Raw genomic sequence first — 16,042 nt, 5'->3', positions numbered from 1 at the left:
GTCATCGGGAATATTTCCCTCTCATGGCATTTCCCGCAATAAAGGCCGTGGAAAAAGCGGCCTGGAGGTTGTATCCTCCCGTATCGCCGTCGATATCCATGACTTCACCGGCAAAGTAGAGTCCCGGAACAATCCGTGACTCCATGGTACGGGGCTGTATTTCTTTCAGGGTCACGCCCCCGGCAGTACACATGGCACGGTCAAAACCACCCGTATCGCTGATTTGCAGTCTTGTTCCCGTAAGGGCATCCACAAATTTGTTTTTCAGCTCCTTCCTTACTTCACCGACGCGGGCATCGCGGTCGATACTGCCCAGTTCCAGTAGTCGTTCCGTCAGCCGTGAGGGAATGTTTTCACCGTTGAGAATCATCCGCATGCGCACTGCCGGTTCCCGGCCCATACGTTCCATGATGCGGCCGCGGAATTCTTCGCGGTTTTCCATGGCGGTCATACTCAGAGAGACTTCATCGCCGGGCTGCATATACCTGGAAAAATCAAGTATGCCGGGACCGGAAAGCCCCGTGTGGGTAAAAAGAATATCACCGCGATGCTCCCTCATCCGCTTTCCCTGCCGGTGGAGGGAAATGAAACTGCCCGTAATTGAAATTCCCGCCAGATCGCCGAAGGGAAAATTTTTTATTTCAAGGGAAACAAGAGAAGGACGCGGGGTGATAATCGTGTGTCCCAGACCGGAAGCCAGGGTATAACCGTCTCCCGAAGAACCCGTCGAAGGATATGATTTTCCTCCCGCGGCTATAAGGACCGTGGGCGCCTGCCATGTTTCATCACCGGTTCCGGCACGGAAATATCCTTCTACTTTTTCCAGCGACAGGACTTTCTTTCCGTAAAGAATTTCCACGCCTGCTCTTTCGCATTCGTGGAGCAGCACATCGAGAACATCTCGGGAGCGGAGACTCCCGGGAAAGACCTTGCCGTCCTCCCTGACCAGCATTTCCAGTCCCCGTTGCCCGAAATAGTCCATGAGATCATTGTTGGTAAAAGAAAGAAGGGCATGCTTCAGAAAACGATGATTGTCGCCGTAATGCCGGAAAAAGTCCTCCATTGGACCGCCGCGGGTAATATTACACTGCCCGCTTCCGCTCAGGAGGAGCTTTATCCCCGGCCGCTCCATCTTTTCCAGCATAACAACGCGTTTGCCTCTCTCCGCCGCACTGAGCGCCGAGAAAAGACCGGCCGGGCCTGCACCGATAAATAGATGATTGCATTGTTTCATGGGTTTACAGGATTTGAAGCAAAAACGTCCCGAGGCTTCCCTGCTCAAAGGAAAGGCGGAGTTCTTCCAGCCGGGCGTCATCGTTAACCATGGTCTTCAGCACTTCGCCTCGCCGCACCGAATCAAGATGCACGAAACGACTGTCGCTTTTCAGCATCTCCCTGGCTTCCTTCAGCGCCTCCAGCATGATATCGATATGTTCGGGAATGTGTTTCTGGAGCTCACGCCGTATCCTGGCGGCCATGGCCGGCGAGGCCCCGCTGGTGGAGAGAGTCATGATCAGGTCCCCTTTGCGATATGATGAGGGAATGAAAAAACTGCAGTTGGGCGGATCATCCACGGCATTAATGAGAATATTCCGCTCCTGGGCCTCATTGAAAACGGTCCCGTTGACCCTTTCATCATTGGTGGCCGAAAAAACCAGGACCGAATCGCCGACATCGCCGTACCGGTACTCCCTTTTTATCATCACCAACCGGTCACCGTAATATTCAGCCAGTCCCGCAAATCCCTCATGCATTAACGGCGCTATCACGCTCACCAGGGCGCCGCAGCCAAGGAGGTCTTTAACCTTGCGCAGGGCCACCTCTCCGGCGCCGATGACACATACCCGGCGACCCTCCAGGTTTATCATGATGGGATAGAGCTCCATTATTTCAGCAGCTCCTCGGGCTGTGGGAAGAATTCTCCTTTTCTCCGGAGCTCCTCCTTTTTCTCGGCGTCAAGACCGATCTCCTCATCGGTAAGATAGCACTGAGGGTCCGGGGCCCAGGGATCATCATAGGTGCGGAAAGCCCGCACCCGCATGGCGCCGGTACAGAGCTCCCGGTATTTACAGAGACGGCATCGCCCCTTGATATACTGCGCTTTGTTCTTCAGCCCCTTCATGAGCGGCTCACTCTCGTCGAGCCATATCTCGCCAAAACGGCGTTCCCTGATATTGCCCAGGGTATAATCCTGCCAGAACTGGTCTGGATGCACATTGCCGAAAAAATCGATATTCCCGATCCCCACACCCGTGGAATTGGCGCCGCCGCCGTTCCAGGACAGCAGGCGGTATATTTCCTCCGCCCTGACAGGGTCTTTCTCCAGGAGCTTCAGGTAAAGATATACACCGTCGGTATGATTGTCAACGGTCAGAATGTTGATATCAAGGCCCCGTGAAAAATAATCATCGGTGCGTTCAATGATGATATCCATGGCATGACGGGACTCCCGGTAGGTCAGGTCGTCATTGAACATGCTGCTGCCCCTGCCTGAATAGACCAGGTGATAGAAACAGGCCCGGTTTATCCCCTCGGTCTCGATAAAATCAAAAATGCGGTGCAGGTCCTGATAATTCCGCTTTGTCAGGGTGAGCCGCAGGCCCACGCGCTGATCGGCGTTACGGCAGTTTTCAAATCCCTTCATGGCCTTTTTATAGGCCCCTTCTACGCCGCGGAAGCTGTCGTTTACCTCTTCCATGCCGTCCAGGCTTATCCCCACGTATACAACGCCGGCATTCTTGATGTCTCTGGCCGTGTCCTTGTCGATGAGGGTCCCGTTGGTTGAAATGACGGGACGCACATTTTTTTTGGCTGCGTATTCGATAAGCTTGAAGAGGTCATGCCGCATCAGGGGCTCCCCGCCGGAAAAAAGAAGTGACGGGATGGAAAAATCAGCCAGTTCATCAATGAGCTGCAGTCCCTCCTCGGTAGTCAGTTCACCGGCGTATTTCTGGTTATCAGAATCGGTATAGCAGTGAACGCACCTGAGGTTGCAGGTACGCGTGGTGCTCCACACGACAATGGGACGCCTGTCACTGGCCAGGGTGGCCACGCGGTGCGGGGCGTTTCCGTGCGAATCGGCGGTAGCCTTGGTACCGTACCTGAGTCCGTCTCCCGTTGAACTTCCACCGCAGTATATTTTACCTATATCTATCATAATACAACCTTTTCCATTCCTGAAATTCCGGTGAAAAATATATCACCTTCTTTTTTTTATATTCATGAACCGACCTGAGCACAAGCCTTTCGGTCAGCCCCGAATCCCCTGCGAGCTTTTCCAGAACCGACTCCAGTTCTTCGCTGCTTTTTGCATGAACCATGGCAAAGAGAGGGAATTCCCAACGGCCGGGAACCACCGTACGCAGGTACAGATGGGTCACGGACCGCTCTTCCATGAAAGGCCGTATCCTTTCATCGGCATTGACATCGTTCCCGAGTTTCCACGCCGTCATGGCATTATGGGTAAACCCGGCCTTTTTGTGCCGCAGTACGGCCGCGTATCGCCTCATGACGCCCATCTCCAGAAGCCGCCTGCCCGTCTCAATAAGCGAACTCCCGCTGAAACGATCGCTCTTTTCCGCAAGCGCATCGAAGGGCCGGTCTACGAGCGGCAGGTCCGACTGGAGCAGATACACCGCCTCGCGGTCCTCCCGGCTCAGGGTTCCCCTGAATGGTTCGGTTCTGACTCCGGAACCCGTCTGCTCAGATCCCGTATCATCCTCCCCGATGGCAAGCATGAATCCGATCTTGAAAAGCTTTTCATTGCGGAGCATGAGAAAATCTTCGGCACCGCATTTTTTCGCGATGGTTCCTGCGCTCTCCCGCAGGCTATCCTCATCCTCCTCGGCCAGGGTGAACCACAAATTAAAATCATTATCGCGAAGATAATTATGACTCACGCCGGGATGGCTGTTGATGACCGAGGCCGCCTCGTCGGTCTTCTCCTTCGGTACCCTGAGAGCCACCAGGCTCAGGTGATAGCCCAGACTCTCGCCGTTGAAAATACCGGCTATATTACGTATTATATTGCGCTCTTTCAGGTCCTTCACGAGCCGCAGAACTTCCCCGCCGGAGACCCCTGCTGCGGAACCCATCTCTTCAAAAGGCTTCTCCGTAAGAGGAAAGTCCCTCTGGACCAGGTTCAGGATTTTTGCTTCGCTGCTGCTGAATTCCGGCATTGTTCTTTCCCCTTCGGCTCATACAGGCAGTACGGCTCTTCGTCCAGGTAACGGCCCGTGGCATAGTGCGCCCTGGCCCGGCAGCCCCCGCATACCATGCGGTATCCGCATTCGCCGCATTTACCTTCGAGACGGTCAGCGTCGCGCAGCGACAGGAAGAGCTCCGACTCCTCCCATATTTTTTTAAAATCATCAGCCAGGACATTCCCCGCCACCAGTGGCAGGTATCCGCAGGGCTGAACGTCGCCGCGGTGTGAAATGAAGCATACGCCGCTTCCGGCCAGACATCCCCTGGTCATGGCAGCCATGCCGTCATGCTCAAAGGACAGGGTGCGGCCTTCTTCCCGGGCCCGCTGGCGTATAACACGATAATAATGAGGAGCGCACGTTGCCTTGAGTTCCATCTTCGTGTCTTTCGAGCGGTCGTAAAACCAGTTCAGAACTTCCTCGTATTTTTCGCTGGATATCATGTCGGTTTCGGCGATTTCAACACCGCAGCCCACGGGGACCAGCATGAATATATGCAGGGCCGCGGCACCTTCTCCAACGGCGAATTTCAGAATATCCTCGATCTCATGAACATTTCTTTTTGTCACGGTGGTGTTGAACTGAAATTCCACCCCCTGTTCCCTGAGAAGACGGGCTCCGCGCACGGCGCCGTCAAATGAACCGGGGATACCGCGAAAATCGTCGTGTGAGGCGGCCGTGCTTCCGTCAATGGAAATGCTGACGCGGGCGATACCGGCATCCCTTATTTTAGCGGCGCAATCGGTGTCAATAAGCGTGCCATTGGTTGCCAGGGCCACGCGGAGTTTTTTTTCACCGGCGTACCGGGCAATATCAAAAACATCATGCCGATACAGGGGCTCGCCACCGGTGAGGACCAGTATGGGACTGGAAAAATCCGCTATGTCATCGATTATTTTTTTTACCTGGTCCAGCTCAAGCTCTCCGCCGTAATCGATGTTTTCAGCCTCGGCGCGGCAGTGTTTACATGCCAAATTGCATTGCTTTGTCAGTTCCCAGAATATGAGCCTGGGTTTATCGGGCATTTTCATTTTTTGCTGAATAACTCCTCTATAAACTTGGTCTGAAGGCGCAGGTGTTCTTTTTCAGAATGATCATCACCGGAAGCGCGGTGATAGCGCTTCAGATTCATAATGGGATTATGAAGCGTCTTCGTCATAATCTGTCTGGTCAAATCCTCTATCAGTGCGAAATCATCATCACTGAGATGTTTCAATTTTTTCTTCCTGTAGCGACCCAGCTCCTTCGAGCGGATTTCATCAAAGGTGTTCTGTATGGAGACGATCGTGGGAGCCACGGACAGTTCCTGGAACCACTCAAAAAAATCTTTTACGTTAGTCTCGATAAACTCCCGGGCAAGGTCGACCTCCTTGATCCTGCTCTTCAGATTATCATCGGCGATGTCCTGGAGGCTGTCTATATTGTAGAGATGAACACCCTCCACGTCGGCCACTTCGGGATCAATATTCCTGGGGACAGCTATATCGATAAGAAACAACGGGCGGTTTTTCCTTATCTTCATGATTTCCCTGGCCATCTCGGCGGTTACCATGTAATGGGGCGCCGTAACCGATGTAATCACGATATCGACTTCGGCTGCCGTTTCGGTAATATCCTCCAGAAGCACAATCTCGGCTTCACGATTGATTTCTGCGGCAATCCTCTCAGAATTATGGATCGAGCGGTTGGCGATAGTGACGTGGCCTATATCGTACTTGGTAAAATATTTCAGTATAAGCTCTCCCATTTCACCGGCGCCCACAAGCAGCGCTTTTCGATTCTGAAAATCGGGAAAAAGTTTCCGTGCCAGATCAGCAGCGATATAGGCCACAGACAGGGGATTGCGCGAGATATCGGTTTCGGTTTTCACCTGCTTCGCGGTGCGGAAGGCCTGATGAAAGAGCTTGTTCAGGACGGGACCCACAGCCTTGTTATACACGGCATGGGTAAAGGCGTCCTTCACCTGGCCCACAATCTCATTCTCGCCCAGCACCATGCTGTCCAGGGAGGATATGACCGAAAGAAGGTGATGAACGGCCTCCCGGGAAGTTTTCACATAGAGGTGATCCTTGAATTCATCATACGGCATGCCGGATATCTCTTCATACATCGCGGTAATCTTTTCAATGTCTTTCTTCACGGAACGAGATGCTATGTAGGTCTCAACGCGGTTGCATGTGGCCATATATACGGCCTCATCAATGGCATGTTCCCTCATTTTCCCGTAGAGTTCCGGCAGAATGTCATAGTGAATCGAGAAACACTCCCGTTTTTCCACGGGCGCCGTTTTATGACTGAAACCTATTACCGCTATATCAGCTGTTTTATGCCCCATCTCATTTATCCTGTTCGTTTTGCCTTCATAATAACATGGTACGCGATGCGTTGTAAATAACTATTCTATCGCCCTTACGAAACCGGCCCCGGCACGATCATCCCAGGACCGCTGCCAGTGAATGACTCACGGCGTCGGCCGTTCGTATCAGATCTTCGTCGCTGTGAGCCAGGGAAATGAATCCCACCTCATATCCCGATGGTGCGAGATACACTCCCTTTGACAGCATCTCATGATGAAACCTGGCAAAGAGTTTCATATCGCCCTTTTTTATATCATCCACGGAGATGATAGTCTTTTTGTCCGTGAAGCAGAATGAAAAAACCGATCCTATCTGCTGAAACAGGAAACGCCCCTCGTATTTCGCCAGGGAAGGCTTCAGTATATCGCGGAAATAATCGGCCTTATGCTGAAGCATGACATAGGGAGAACCGTTGACCAGCTTTTTCAGGGTGGCAATCCCCGCGGCCATGGCCAGGGGGTTGCCTGACAGGGTGCCTGCCTGGTACACAGGACCATCGGGAGCCACCATTTTCATGATATCCTCCCTGCCGCCGTAAGCCCCCACGGGAAGGCCGCCGCCGATTATCTTGCCCAGCGTGGTCAGGTCCGCCTCAATGCCGTAATATTTCTGAGCGCCACCGTCGGAGAGCCGGTAGCCCGTAATAACCTCATCGAAAATCAGTACCACGTTGTGCCGGGTACAGAGAGACCGGACACCCTGGAGATATTTTTCCGACGGCATGATGAGGCCATAATTGCAGGGAACGGGTTCCATGATGACAGCGGCAACAAGAGAATCATTTTCTGACAGGCATGCCGCGAGAGCATCCAGGTCATTGAAGGGGAGTACGATGGTGTCCCCGGCATTGGCGGCCGTCACCCCGGCGGAATCGGGCGTGCCCAGGGTAGCCAGGCCTGACCCGGCCGCCACGAGCAGATGGTCGGCATGACCATGATAGCATCCGTCGAACTTGATGAATTTGTCCCTCCCCGTAAAACCCCGGGCCAGGCGTATGGCACTCATGACGGCTTCGGTGCCGGAGTTGACAAAACGGATTTTTTTTATGCTCGGAAAAGAGCCGGTCACCAGTTTTGCCAGCTCCACCTCATACTTATGGGGTGTGCCGAAACTGGTTCCACTCTCGGCCGTTATCTGAACGGCCTTGACTACATCGGGATCGGCATGGCCCAGGATCAGCGGACCCCATGACATACAGTAATCTATGTATTCATTGTTATCTTCATCGAATATACGGGACCCGACTCCCCTCTTCATGAAGAGCGGGTCGCCTCCCACGGAGCGGAAGGCGCGCACCGGCGAATCGACCCCGCCGGGGAGGAGCTTCAAAGCCTCGGCATACAGCAAAGCGGAATTTTTTGTATTCATAAAATCAACTCCAGTTTAAAGTTCATTCTCCCCGGCCCCCGATGCAGGGATAAACTTAATTCAGCAAGACCCCGGCAAAGTGATTCATAGGATATATAAATAGAAACCCGCCACCCCTGTAAGGGGTTTAAAATATACCTTTTACAAGTCCCCCTCCGGAAGATTTAGGGGGCCTGTGTCATCTACAGCCACTTATTCTTCAGCAGATCCCTGGTGTGATATGAAATCACCATGTCGGCCCCGGCCCTGAATATGGACGTCAGTATTTCCAACGTCAGCCGCCGCTCATCACCCAGGCCGAGACGCGCAGCCGCCTTGACCATGGAGTATTCGCCGCTCACGTTATAGGCGCACACCGGCACGGGAGAAATCTCCTTTACCCGGTATATTATGTCAAGATAGGACAGCGCCGGCTTCACCATGACGATATCGGCTCCCTCGTCGAGATCCAGGATTACCTCGCGCTCGGCCTCCCGGGCGTTGCGGCAGTCCATCTGGTAGCTCTGGCGGTCGCCGAACTGCGGGGCGCTCCCCGCGGCGTCCCTGAAGGGACCGTAAAAAGCCGAGGCGTACTTGGCCGAATAGGCCATGATTGCCGTTTCGTCAAAACCACCGCCGTCCAGTGCATCGCGGATGGCCCCGACCCTACCGTCCATCATGTCCGACGGGGCCACCATGTCTGCCCCGGCAGCGGCATGGGAAAGGGCCGTCCTGGCCAGAAGCTCCAGGGTGGGATCATTGAGGACCCGGCTGTCGCTCACGATACCGCAATGGCCGTGACTGGTGTATTCACAGAGACACACGTCGGTGATAACGCAGATTCCGGGGAAGCGTTTTTTTATTTCCCGGACCGCCTGCTGGACGATTCCCGATTCATCCCAGGCCCCGGTCCCCTTTTCATCCTTCTCATCGGGAATACCGAAAAGAAGAACCATAGTGATTCCCAGGTTAAGATCCGATTCAATGTCTTTTATGAGATTGTCGAGGGAAACACGGTCGATGCCGGGCATGGAAGTAATTGCCTCTCGTATATCTTTTCCCTCGCGGACAAAATGTGGCATGATGAGTTTCGAAGGCATGACAACCGTTTCGGAAACGAGGTCCCGTATGGTTTTCGTTGTTCTGAGTCGTCGCGGCCTGTAGGTTGGCATCGTCTATCCTCCCCTTCTTCTTAATTCTTTTCCCGGTAATAATCGGTGATGGCCTGCACCAGGCCGTCGATGGTATACTCCCCGGCTTCCACAACGGGCGCATGGCCCAGTTCACGCAGCGTCGACGACGTCACAGGGCCGATGCTGGCCGCAACAGCTTTCGTTTCGGGAACCATATCGAAAAAATGCCGAACCGTTGACGAGCTGGCGAAGGTGATCATATGGGCATTCCTCACTTCTTCCATTTCCTCAACCGGTACCGGTTCCGGTTTTTCCGGACGATAGATATGGATGCGGTCAACGCGGGCTCCCAGCTTTTTCATTCCCTCGTACAGGGTATCCCGGGCGTCTTCGGAGCAGGGCAGCAGGATAGTGCCGTCGGTGATACCGGTCTTTTCCAGGGAGGCCAGGAGGCTCTCGGCCACGAATTCTTCCGGCACCACGTCGGGCTTCAGTCCGTACCGCAGCAGTTCGTCGCCCGTGGCCTTCCCGATGACGGCTATGTAACAGCCCGCCAGGGAACGGGTGTCCCTGCCCATGGCAAACAGATGTTTGAAAAATATATTCACGGCATTCTGGGACGTGAAAACAATCCAGTTATAGTTACCCAGCTTCTCAATGGCCCCATGAAGGGGCCCCGCGTCTTCCATTTCCCGTATCTCCAGGGCGGGCAGCTCGATGACACGGGCGCCAAGAGACGCCAGCTTTTTCGTCAGTTTCGAGGCCTGCTGCCGGGTACGGGTCACCACGATCTTTTTGCCGAAAAGGGGCAGCGTGTCAAACCACCGGAGTTTTTCCCGGAGGAGCACCACGCGGCCCACGACGATGATGGCGGGCGGCCGCACACCGGACCTGGTCACTTCCCCGGCAATGGTGGTCAGAGTTCCCGTGACTACCTGCTGTTCCGGCCTGGTTCCCCAGGATATGATCGCAACAGGCGTATCGGCCGGAAAATTTTTTTCTTTTATCAGCGAAGCCGCTATGTGGGCAAGGTTCTTCATGCCCATGAGGAACGCGTAGGAACGGCATGGATCATAATCGGGGAAATTGACGTCCTCTTCGTCGGAGGCGTCGCTCCGCCGGTGTCCCGTGATAACCTCAAAGGCATTGGCGTAATCGCGGTGCGTCAGGGGAATGCCCGCATAGGCCGGCGCTGAATAAAAAGACGATATGCCCGGAACAACGCAGAAGGGAATACCGGCATCCACCAGGTCCTCGGCCTCCTCGCCGCCACGGCCGAATATATAGGGATCGCCGCCCTTGAGGCGCACAATGATCTTTCCCTCCCTGGCCTTGCGTACCAGGAGATCGTTTATCTCTTCCTGGGGCAGGGTATGATCGCCGCCCTGCTTGCCCACGTAAATTTTTTCACAGGTATAGCTGCGCAGAAGCGACGCGTTGGCAAGATAGTCATAGATGATGCAGTCCGCTTCCTCCAGGGCCTCCAGGGCCTTCACGGTTATAAGCCCCGGATCACCGGGACCGGCACCCACGAGATACACAAAACCGGTTTTCATATCAGCCTGTCCGCTCCTTTATCCTTTAATAGCCGGGCGAGCCTTGATCCGGCGCTTTCCGGGTCCGTATCGGTTATCTCCTCCCTGAGGGATTTGCTGCCGTCCGTGGAGGCCACAACCCCATGAAGCCGTATCGCACCGGCCTCGTCCACGGCAAAGGCGCCCAGGGGGATATGGCAGCCGCCGCCGAAATGACGGAGAAAGGCACGCTCAGCCGAAACAAGCCGTTCGGTTCCGCCGTGATTCAGGGGAGCCACGGCGCGAAGCGTATCATCGTCATCTTCGCGGATCTGAAGGCCCAGAGCCCCCTGTCCCGGCGCCGGCAGGAATATATCCGTGCCCAGGACAATCGATTTAAAATCATCCACTGCCAGGTCTATCCGCTTTATGCCCGCCGCCGCCAGCACGATGCCGTCATAGCGCCCTTCACGCAGTTTCCGTATCCTCGTGTTCACATTTCCCCGGAGAGGTTCAATGAGGAGATCGCTGCGGAGAAATTTCAGCTGGGCCATCCTGCGCATGGAACTGGTACCGATCACGGCATTCTCTTTCAGATGCAGCGGCATATCGTCATCCCAGGCTTCGGGACTCATGAGCAGCCGGTCCGCGGGGTCCTCGCGTTCCGGAATTGCCGCGATGACCAGTCCCGCGGGATTTTCCGTAGGCAGGTCTTTCAGGGAATGGACCGCCAGGTCTATCCTCTTATCCAGCAGGGCCTCTTCTATTTCCTTGGTGAAGAAACCCTTGCCTTCCATCTTGTCAAAAGAGACGTTCTGGATTGCATCACCCTGGGTTTTTATTACTATGATCTCGGTGCGTTCCGGACCGATGAGACCGGCCACAAAGCGGGCCTGCCACATGGCCAACTCGCTTCCCCGCGTACCTATTTTAATTTTCATATATTCCTGATATTCCACTAAAATACTGAAATGATATCACTTCAGTTGAAAGAATGGTGAATTTATGTCAAATGTTTTATTCCTCCGCTGTCCTTCGCAGACAGACCACCGTCAAAATCAGCCCTGGGTATACAAAAAGTAAACAGATGGGATTAAATTGCCGGAATGCCCTTCGGGGATATATATCTATACATTAAGAATACTCAGTCTGCCCTTCAGCTCTTCAGGATATTGGCACGCCGGTGGACCCGGTTGCCCTTCACCGGTATTGCAACTGAAAAGGGACTTTCTGCCAGTACCGGCCGGGATATTATCCTGTTATCGCAGTAATCTTTTTGCCAGAAGGTCCTGAAGATCACGCCTTCCGTCAAGAATACAATGAATGAAGACTTTCCTGCCGTCAATCTCGTAGATTATCCGATAGGGTTTGAAGTGAACTTCGAGAAAGTGGGAAACATTTATTCTCGACAATTCCGGCGGGACATGCCGCCTCTGCGGCAGTTGTTCCAGGCTCGCGCAGACTTTTTCTATCTCATTCAGCACGTACTCGGCGTTATGGGAGGAATCGTGCGAAAGGATGTATGTGTAAATTTCGAAAAGATCGTCTTCCGCGTCACTGACGATATTTACCTGGTAGTTCACGAAAGATCCTTTACACGGTCTCGAACCGATTTGAATGATTGCCTGCTGGTTTTAAATTTTCCTTCTTTTTTGCTTACCATACTCTGCGCGAGCATTTTCAGCATGGCAAGACTATCCTGCGTTTCTTCATAGGTCTCCAGATCCTGAACAATGACCTTTGCCTCTCCGTTTTGCGTAATGATCAATGTCTTTCGGTCTTCCGAAACCTCACGCACCAGTTCTGAGGCATGGGCCTTCAGGTAGCTGATGGGTTTAATCGCTTCACTCAGTTTCATTTTCCACCTCTGACCATAATTTAGTCCAAATTCAGGTCAAGTCAAGCTATTTATTCGTGGGGAGAGACGAAGAGCGCCAAGTTTTTCAATCCAGAAGCAATGTGAGGTGGACTGAAGGATCAGATAACAGGTCTTATCGGAAGGCCGTTCCTGATGACCAATATGTCAAATTATTAACAGAAAGTTCCCGGCAGGCAAGACTTTTTAAAAATTTGATAGAACAATTCTTAATTTAATTACTTTCCTGTATCCTCAGAATTTAATATTGGTCAAGCACTCCCCGAATTTTTTTTGTAAAATCAATAATTGAGAATGGTTTTTGAATGAACTGAATGGCCGGATCAAGAACGCCGTGGTGAATGATTACGTTACTCGGATAGCCTGACATGTATAAAACTTTTATGCTGGTATGCCCACCACTGAGATTTTCATAAGGCTCCCGACCGTTTCCATCAGGTAGTATTACATCCGTTATCAGAAGATGAATATCACCTCGATGCAAATCTGCGGTTTTAATGGCGGTTTTTAAGTCGTCAGCTTCCAGCACCATGTATCCGCAGTCTTTGAGAATCTCAACTGCAAGGGTCCGTACATTTTTCTGATCCTCTACAACCATTAGTGTTTCATTACCGGACAGCGGTGCATCCTGTTTCAGGACAGGTTTGGCGATCATAGCCGAGTCGCTATGCAGCGGGAAATACACACTGAAAGTAGCTCCCATCCCCTCTTCACTGTAGACAGAGATGTGCCCTCCGTGCTGCTTAACAATGCCGTAGACTGTTGCAAGACCGAGACCAGTACCTAAACCTTCTTTGGTAGTAAAGAATGGTTCGAATACTTTTTTACAGATTTCCGGATCAATTCCCTCTCCTGTATCAGCAATCTCCATGACATTATATAAACCTGCTTCTACATCCTCATGTTTCATGGCGTAATCATCATCAAGTTTTATCATTGAAGTTGTTATGAATAAATCACCGCCTTCTGGCATGGCATCCTGTGCATTGACCGCAAGGTTAAGCACTATCTGTTCGACCTGCCCCACATCAGCCATGATTGATCCCTGTGAAATCCCAAGATTGATTACTAACTTAATGTTTTCATGAAGGGTGCTTCGAAGCATATTCTCAAATCCGGTGATTATACTATTCAAATCAACATTGCTCATTTCAAGCGGCTGTTTGCGTGCGAAGGCTAAAAGCTGGCGAACAAGGTCCCGGCATCTTTCGGATGCACGGATAATCACATCCAGCTTTTTTTGCCTTGGATCTTCCTGTGACAGGCTATTTTTAACCAATTCCGCATACCCGAGAATCGGGGTAAGCATATTGTTAAAGTCGTGGGCTACCCCACCAGCCAGCCTTCCCACGGTTTCCATCTTCTGCGCCTGGATCAGTTTTTCTTCCAGCTTTTTACGGTCTTCCAAATCATGCCTGCGCTCAATAATCCGCCACATTCCTTCCATCAGCAGGGTCAGCTGCTGAATATCGGTTTCATCATAGTCATTTGCCTTATTGCCGACACCCGCAAGTAGAACAATCTTTGATCTCACTATCAACGGAATGTTCATATGCCGTTTGATAGCGACATGCCCTTCCGGGCACCCTTTTTTTAATTGATCAGGGGCGTTATAGTCATTGGTGATAATAGCCCTGCGCTGCCGTATCGCTTCGCCCCACAGTCCGGCGTTTTTAACCGAAAAATGTAAAAACTTGTCGGCTGTTTCGCATGCAGCCATTACATCACGGGACCAGGCCTGTACCTCCATCTCTGTCTCATCATCATTCATAAGTCCCAGGTAACCCATTTCACTCTGTGTTAATTTGACAGCTTCTTCGAAAGCATATTCTATGATTTCATTAAGAGGGGCATCAGTCATCTGGTTTATTTTCAGCAGGGTTTCAGTTCGTTCAGCGTTGAGCCTGAGGGCCCCTTCAGCCCGCTTTTGCCCGGTAATATCAACAAGCGTTTCAACGGCACCAATGATGACGCCATCCGCGTTCCGAAACGGAGCTGCGGTGAAATACAACCATGTCCCGCCCTTCATCTCCGGGAAAAAGTCGATGGCTTCAAAAGCATCTTTTATCAGTCTGGAATGACGATACTTGCCGGCATACCACTGAGTTACCCTGTCTATTAAACCATCTACCAGCAGATCGGCCATACACGGACGCTCCTGGCCATAGAACGCCCGCCACTGCTGGTTTGTGCCGATAAAATCCTCCGATTTAAACCCGCTATACGCCTCCAGAGCCCTGTTCCAGTGAATGATACAGTGATTCCTGTCTATAACGAACTGCGGAATTGGAGAACCATCTACAATCGCTTTAAACTGATGCTCACTCGCCCTAAGGGCGTCTTCTGCCCGTCTGCGCATGGTAATATCCCGGAATACTCCCTCAACACCTGCAACATCACCTGCATCGTTAAAGTAGAGATGACTGCTCGTTTCAACAATAACAGGTGTACCGTCTTTTCTCTTCAAAACAACTTCATAATTTGTCACTCTTCCATGTTCTTTGATTTTCTCTAGAAATTCAGCGCGTTTTTCAGGATTGTAATATAATGTCTCTGCAATCGGTTTGCCAAGGCAATCTTCAAGAGATTCATGCCCGAGGAGAGTCAAAAGGCTGGGGCTTGCCATAATGAGATTACCCATGGCATCGCTGCGATAAAAGACATCCTGTATATTCTCTATAACGCTGCAGTAATTTGCTTCACTTTTTTCCAGATCGTCGTAGTGCTTATGCAGTTTTATATTGGCTTCTTCAAGATTTTTCCCTGCAAGCCCCATTTCGCCGATGAGGCGGGCAAGACGGGAAAAAAAATCCATCATCGTTTTTACCCTATCCTCGGAAAAAACCGGAACCCGATCCAACGCAGCAAGATAATCCGTTTTATCAAATCCGAATTCCTCTGCCTGACGGATGAAGTATTCTTTATCCGGCGGTTCAAAGAAAAACTGACCTGTAAAAAAATTAGCGACATGTTCTCCACTGATCATAATGGGTACAGCAACGTCAACAAGGCCGTTTTTGCATTTGTATACGTTATAGTATTCTCCCTTTTCAAGTCGGCTGGCTAAAATGGTATCGCTTTCTCTGCAACGGTTTGCAGTAATGGCATTTACACGATGAAATTGTGTGCACAGATCCTGCCATCCGGTGGCGATCAGTATATTTCCTTCCAGGTCAAGAATAGCTGTCACTGTGCCGGTGATTGCCGTAAAGCTCTCACATAATCCGCGTAGTTCATCTATGTTTACTAGTTCCAAAAAACGAAGATTCGTTCTTGTAACTTCATTTTTCATGACCTGCTCCTTAACATATCTTCATAAATAAACCATATCTTATTTATGGATATATGGCCCGCATTCATTAACAGGATAAATGTTTTAATAATTAATAATATTTCTTTTCCGAAAGGAAAACAATAATTTCTGTTCGAAATATTTTGATACATAGGAAATTCCGCCACCAGAAACCGGTTCAGGGAACACAACAGGTCTTATTGGAAGGCCGTTCCTGATGACCAATATGTCAAATAATTAACAGAAAGCACCCTGCAGTCAATGAGGAGCGGGTTGGTGAGCCTACTGGCACCGGTCTAATTAAAGATTATAATTAAG

14 protein-coding genes are annotated in these 16,042 nt (G+C 51.5%); all 14 read right to left on the bottom strand.

The features are described 5' to 3' along the window. Window position 1: 1 nt before the first annotated feature. A complete protein-coding gene (locus CVV44_17535) occupies window positions 2-1,315 on the bottom strand; it encodes an NAD(P)/FAD-dependent oxidoreductase (GenBank protein ID PKL36024.1) in 1,314 nt (437 codons plus the stop codon). Beyond that, window positions 1,239-1,886, bottom strand: a complete 648-nt coding sequence (locus tag CVV44_17530; GenBank protein PKL36023.1) for a siroheme synthase — start codon at window positions 1,884-1,886, stop codon at window positions 1,239-1,241. The genes CVV44_17535 and CVV44_17530 overlap by 77 nt, the downstream gene beginning before the upstream one ends. Then, entirely contained in the window at window positions 1,886-3,157 is a 1,272-nt protein-coding gene (locus CVV44_17525) for a hypothetical protein (protein PKL36022.1), read from the bottom strand. Before CVV44_17525 ends, CVV44_17530 begins: the two co-directional genes overlap by 1 nt. After that, complete coding sequence (locus tag CVV44_17520) at window positions 3,141-4,178, bottom strand: Lrp/AsnC family transcriptional regulator (protein ID PKL36021.1); 1,038 nt, start codon at window positions 4,176-4,178, stop codon at window positions 3,141-3,143. The genes CVV44_17525 and CVV44_17520 overlap by 17 nt, the downstream gene beginning before the upstream one ends. Beyond that, window positions 4,142-5,230: a heme b synthase gene (ahbD, locus tag CVV44_17515; GenBank protein ID PKL36268.1), complete on the bottom strand. Its 1,089-nt coding sequence runs from the start codon at window positions 5,228-5,230 to the stop codon at window positions 4,142-4,144. The genes CVV44_17520 and ahbD overlap by 37 nt, the downstream gene beginning before the upstream one ends. Window positions 5,231-5,232: 2 nt before the next feature. Continuing rightward, window positions 5,233-6,540 (bottom strand): glutamyl-tRNA reductase, encoded by a 1,308-nt coding sequence (locus CVV44_17510; GenBank protein ID PKL36020.1) that lies wholly within the window; start codon window positions 6,538-6,540, stop codon window positions 5,233-5,235. A gap of 97 nt (window positions 6,541-6,637) precedes the next feature. Continuing rightward, entirely contained in the window at window positions 6,638-7,930 is a 1,293-nt protein-coding gene (hemL, locus tag CVV44_17505) for a glutamate-1-semialdehyde-2,1-aminomutase (GenBank protein PKL36019.1), read from the bottom strand. Window positions 7,931-8,112: 182 nt separating this feature from the next. Further along, window positions 8,113-9,081 (bottom strand): porphobilinogen synthase, encoded by a 969-nt coding sequence (locus tag CVV44_17500; GenBank protein ID PKL36018.1) that lies wholly within the window; start codon window positions 9,079-9,081, stop codon window positions 8,113-8,115. Window positions 9,082-9,101: 20 nt separating this feature from the next. Then, a complete protein-coding gene (cobA, locus tag CVV44_17495; GenBank protein ID PKL36017.1) occupies window positions 9,102-10,598 on the bottom strand; it encodes a uroporphyrinogen-III C-methyltransferase in 1,497 nt (498 codons plus the stop codon). Next, window positions 10,595-11,497, bottom strand: coding sequence for a hydroxymethylbilane synthase (locus tag CVV44_17490; GenBank protein ID PKL36016.1), 903 nt, complete (start codon window positions 11,495-11,497; stop codon window positions 10,595-10,597). Before CVV44_17490 ends, cobA begins: the two co-directional genes overlap by 4 nt. Before the next feature lie 318 nt (window positions 11,498-11,815). Further along, on the bottom strand, window positions 11,816-12,139 hold the full coding sequence (locus tag CVV44_17485; GenBank protein PKL36015.1) for a plasmid stabilization protein: 324 nt from the start codon (window positions 12,137-12,139) through the stop codon (window positions 11,816-11,818). Beyond that, window positions 12,136-12,414, bottom strand: coding sequence for a prevent-host-death protein (locus tag CVV44_17480; GenBank protein ID PKL36014.1), 279 nt, complete (start codon window positions 12,412-12,414; stop codon window positions 12,136-12,138). The genes CVV44_17485 and CVV44_17480 overlap by 4 nt, the downstream gene beginning before the upstream one ends. A gap of 259 nt (window positions 12,415-12,673) precedes the next feature. Then, on the bottom strand, window positions 12,674-15,724 hold the full coding sequence (locus CVV44_17475) for a hypothetical protein (GenBank protein PKL36013.1): 3,051 nt from the start codon (window positions 15,722-15,724) through the stop codon (window positions 12,674-12,676). Further along, on the bottom strand, window positions 15,721-15,915 hold the full coding sequence (locus tag CVV44_17470) for a hypothetical protein (protein ID PKL36012.1): 195 nt from the start codon (window positions 15,913-15,915) through the stop codon (window positions 15,721-15,723). Before CVV44_17470 ends, CVV44_17475 begins: the two co-directional genes overlap by 4 nt. Between the last annotated feature and the right edge of the window lie 127 nt (window positions 15,916-16,042).

This window comes from Spirochaetae bacterium HGW-Spirochaetae-1, from assembly GCA_002839375.1.
Taxonomy (GTDB): Bacteria; Spirochaetota; UBA4802; order UBA4802; family UBA5550; genus PGXY01.
Note: the sequence above shows the minus strand (reverse complement) of the source record. Positions and strands in the feature narration are given on the sequence as shown.

Excerpts from the sequence above, each read along its gene's own strand:
- CVV44_17530 (PKL36023.1), bottom strand. The coding sequence starts at position 1,886 with ATGGAGCTCTATCCCATCATGATAAACCTGGAGGGTCGCCGGGTATGT.
- ahbD (PKL36268.1), bottom strand. The coding sequence starts at position 5,230 with ATGCCCGATAAACCCAGGCTCATATTCTGGGAACTGACAAAGCAATGC.
- hemL (PKL36019.1), bottom strand. The coding sequence starts at position 7,930 with ATGAATACAAAAAATTCCGCTTTGCTGTATGCCGAGGCTTTGAAGCTC.
- CVV44_17510 (PKL36020.1), bottom strand. The coding sequence starts at position 6,540 with ATGGGGCATAAAACAGCTGATATAGCGGTAATAGGTTTCAGTCATAAA.
- CVV44_17490 (PKL36016.1), bottom strand. The coding sequence starts at position 11,497 with ATGAAAATTAAAATAGGTACGCGGGGAAGCGAGTTGGCCATGTGGCAG.
- CVV44_17500 (PKL36018.1), bottom strand. The coding sequence starts at position 9,081 with ATGCCAACCTACAGGCCGCGACGACTCAGAACAACGAAAACCATACGG.
- cobA (PKL36017.1), bottom strand. The coding sequence starts at position 10,598 with ATGAAAACCGGTTTTGTGTATCTCGTGGGTGCCGGTCCCGGTGATCCG.
- CVV44_17535 (PKL36024.1), bottom strand. The coding sequence starts at position 1,315 with ATGACGCCCGGCTGGAAGAACTCCGCCTTTCCTTTGAGCAGGGAAGCC.
- CVV44_17520 (PKL36021.1), bottom strand. The coding sequence starts at position 4,178 with ATGCCGGAATTCAGCAGCAGCGAAGCAAAAATCCTGAACCTGGTCCAG.
- CVV44_17525 (PKL36022.1), bottom strand. The coding sequence starts at position 3,157 with ATGATAGATATAGGTAAAATATACTGCGGTGGAAGTTCAACGGGAGAC.
- CVV44_17480 (PKL36014.1), bottom strand. The coding sequence starts at position 12,414 with ATGAAACTGAGTGAAGCGATTAAACCCATCAGCTACCTGAAGGCCCAT.
- CVV44_17475 (PKL36013.1), bottom strand. The coding sequence starts at position 15,724 with ATGAAAAATGAAGTTACAAGAACGAATCTTCGTTTTTTGGAACTAGTA.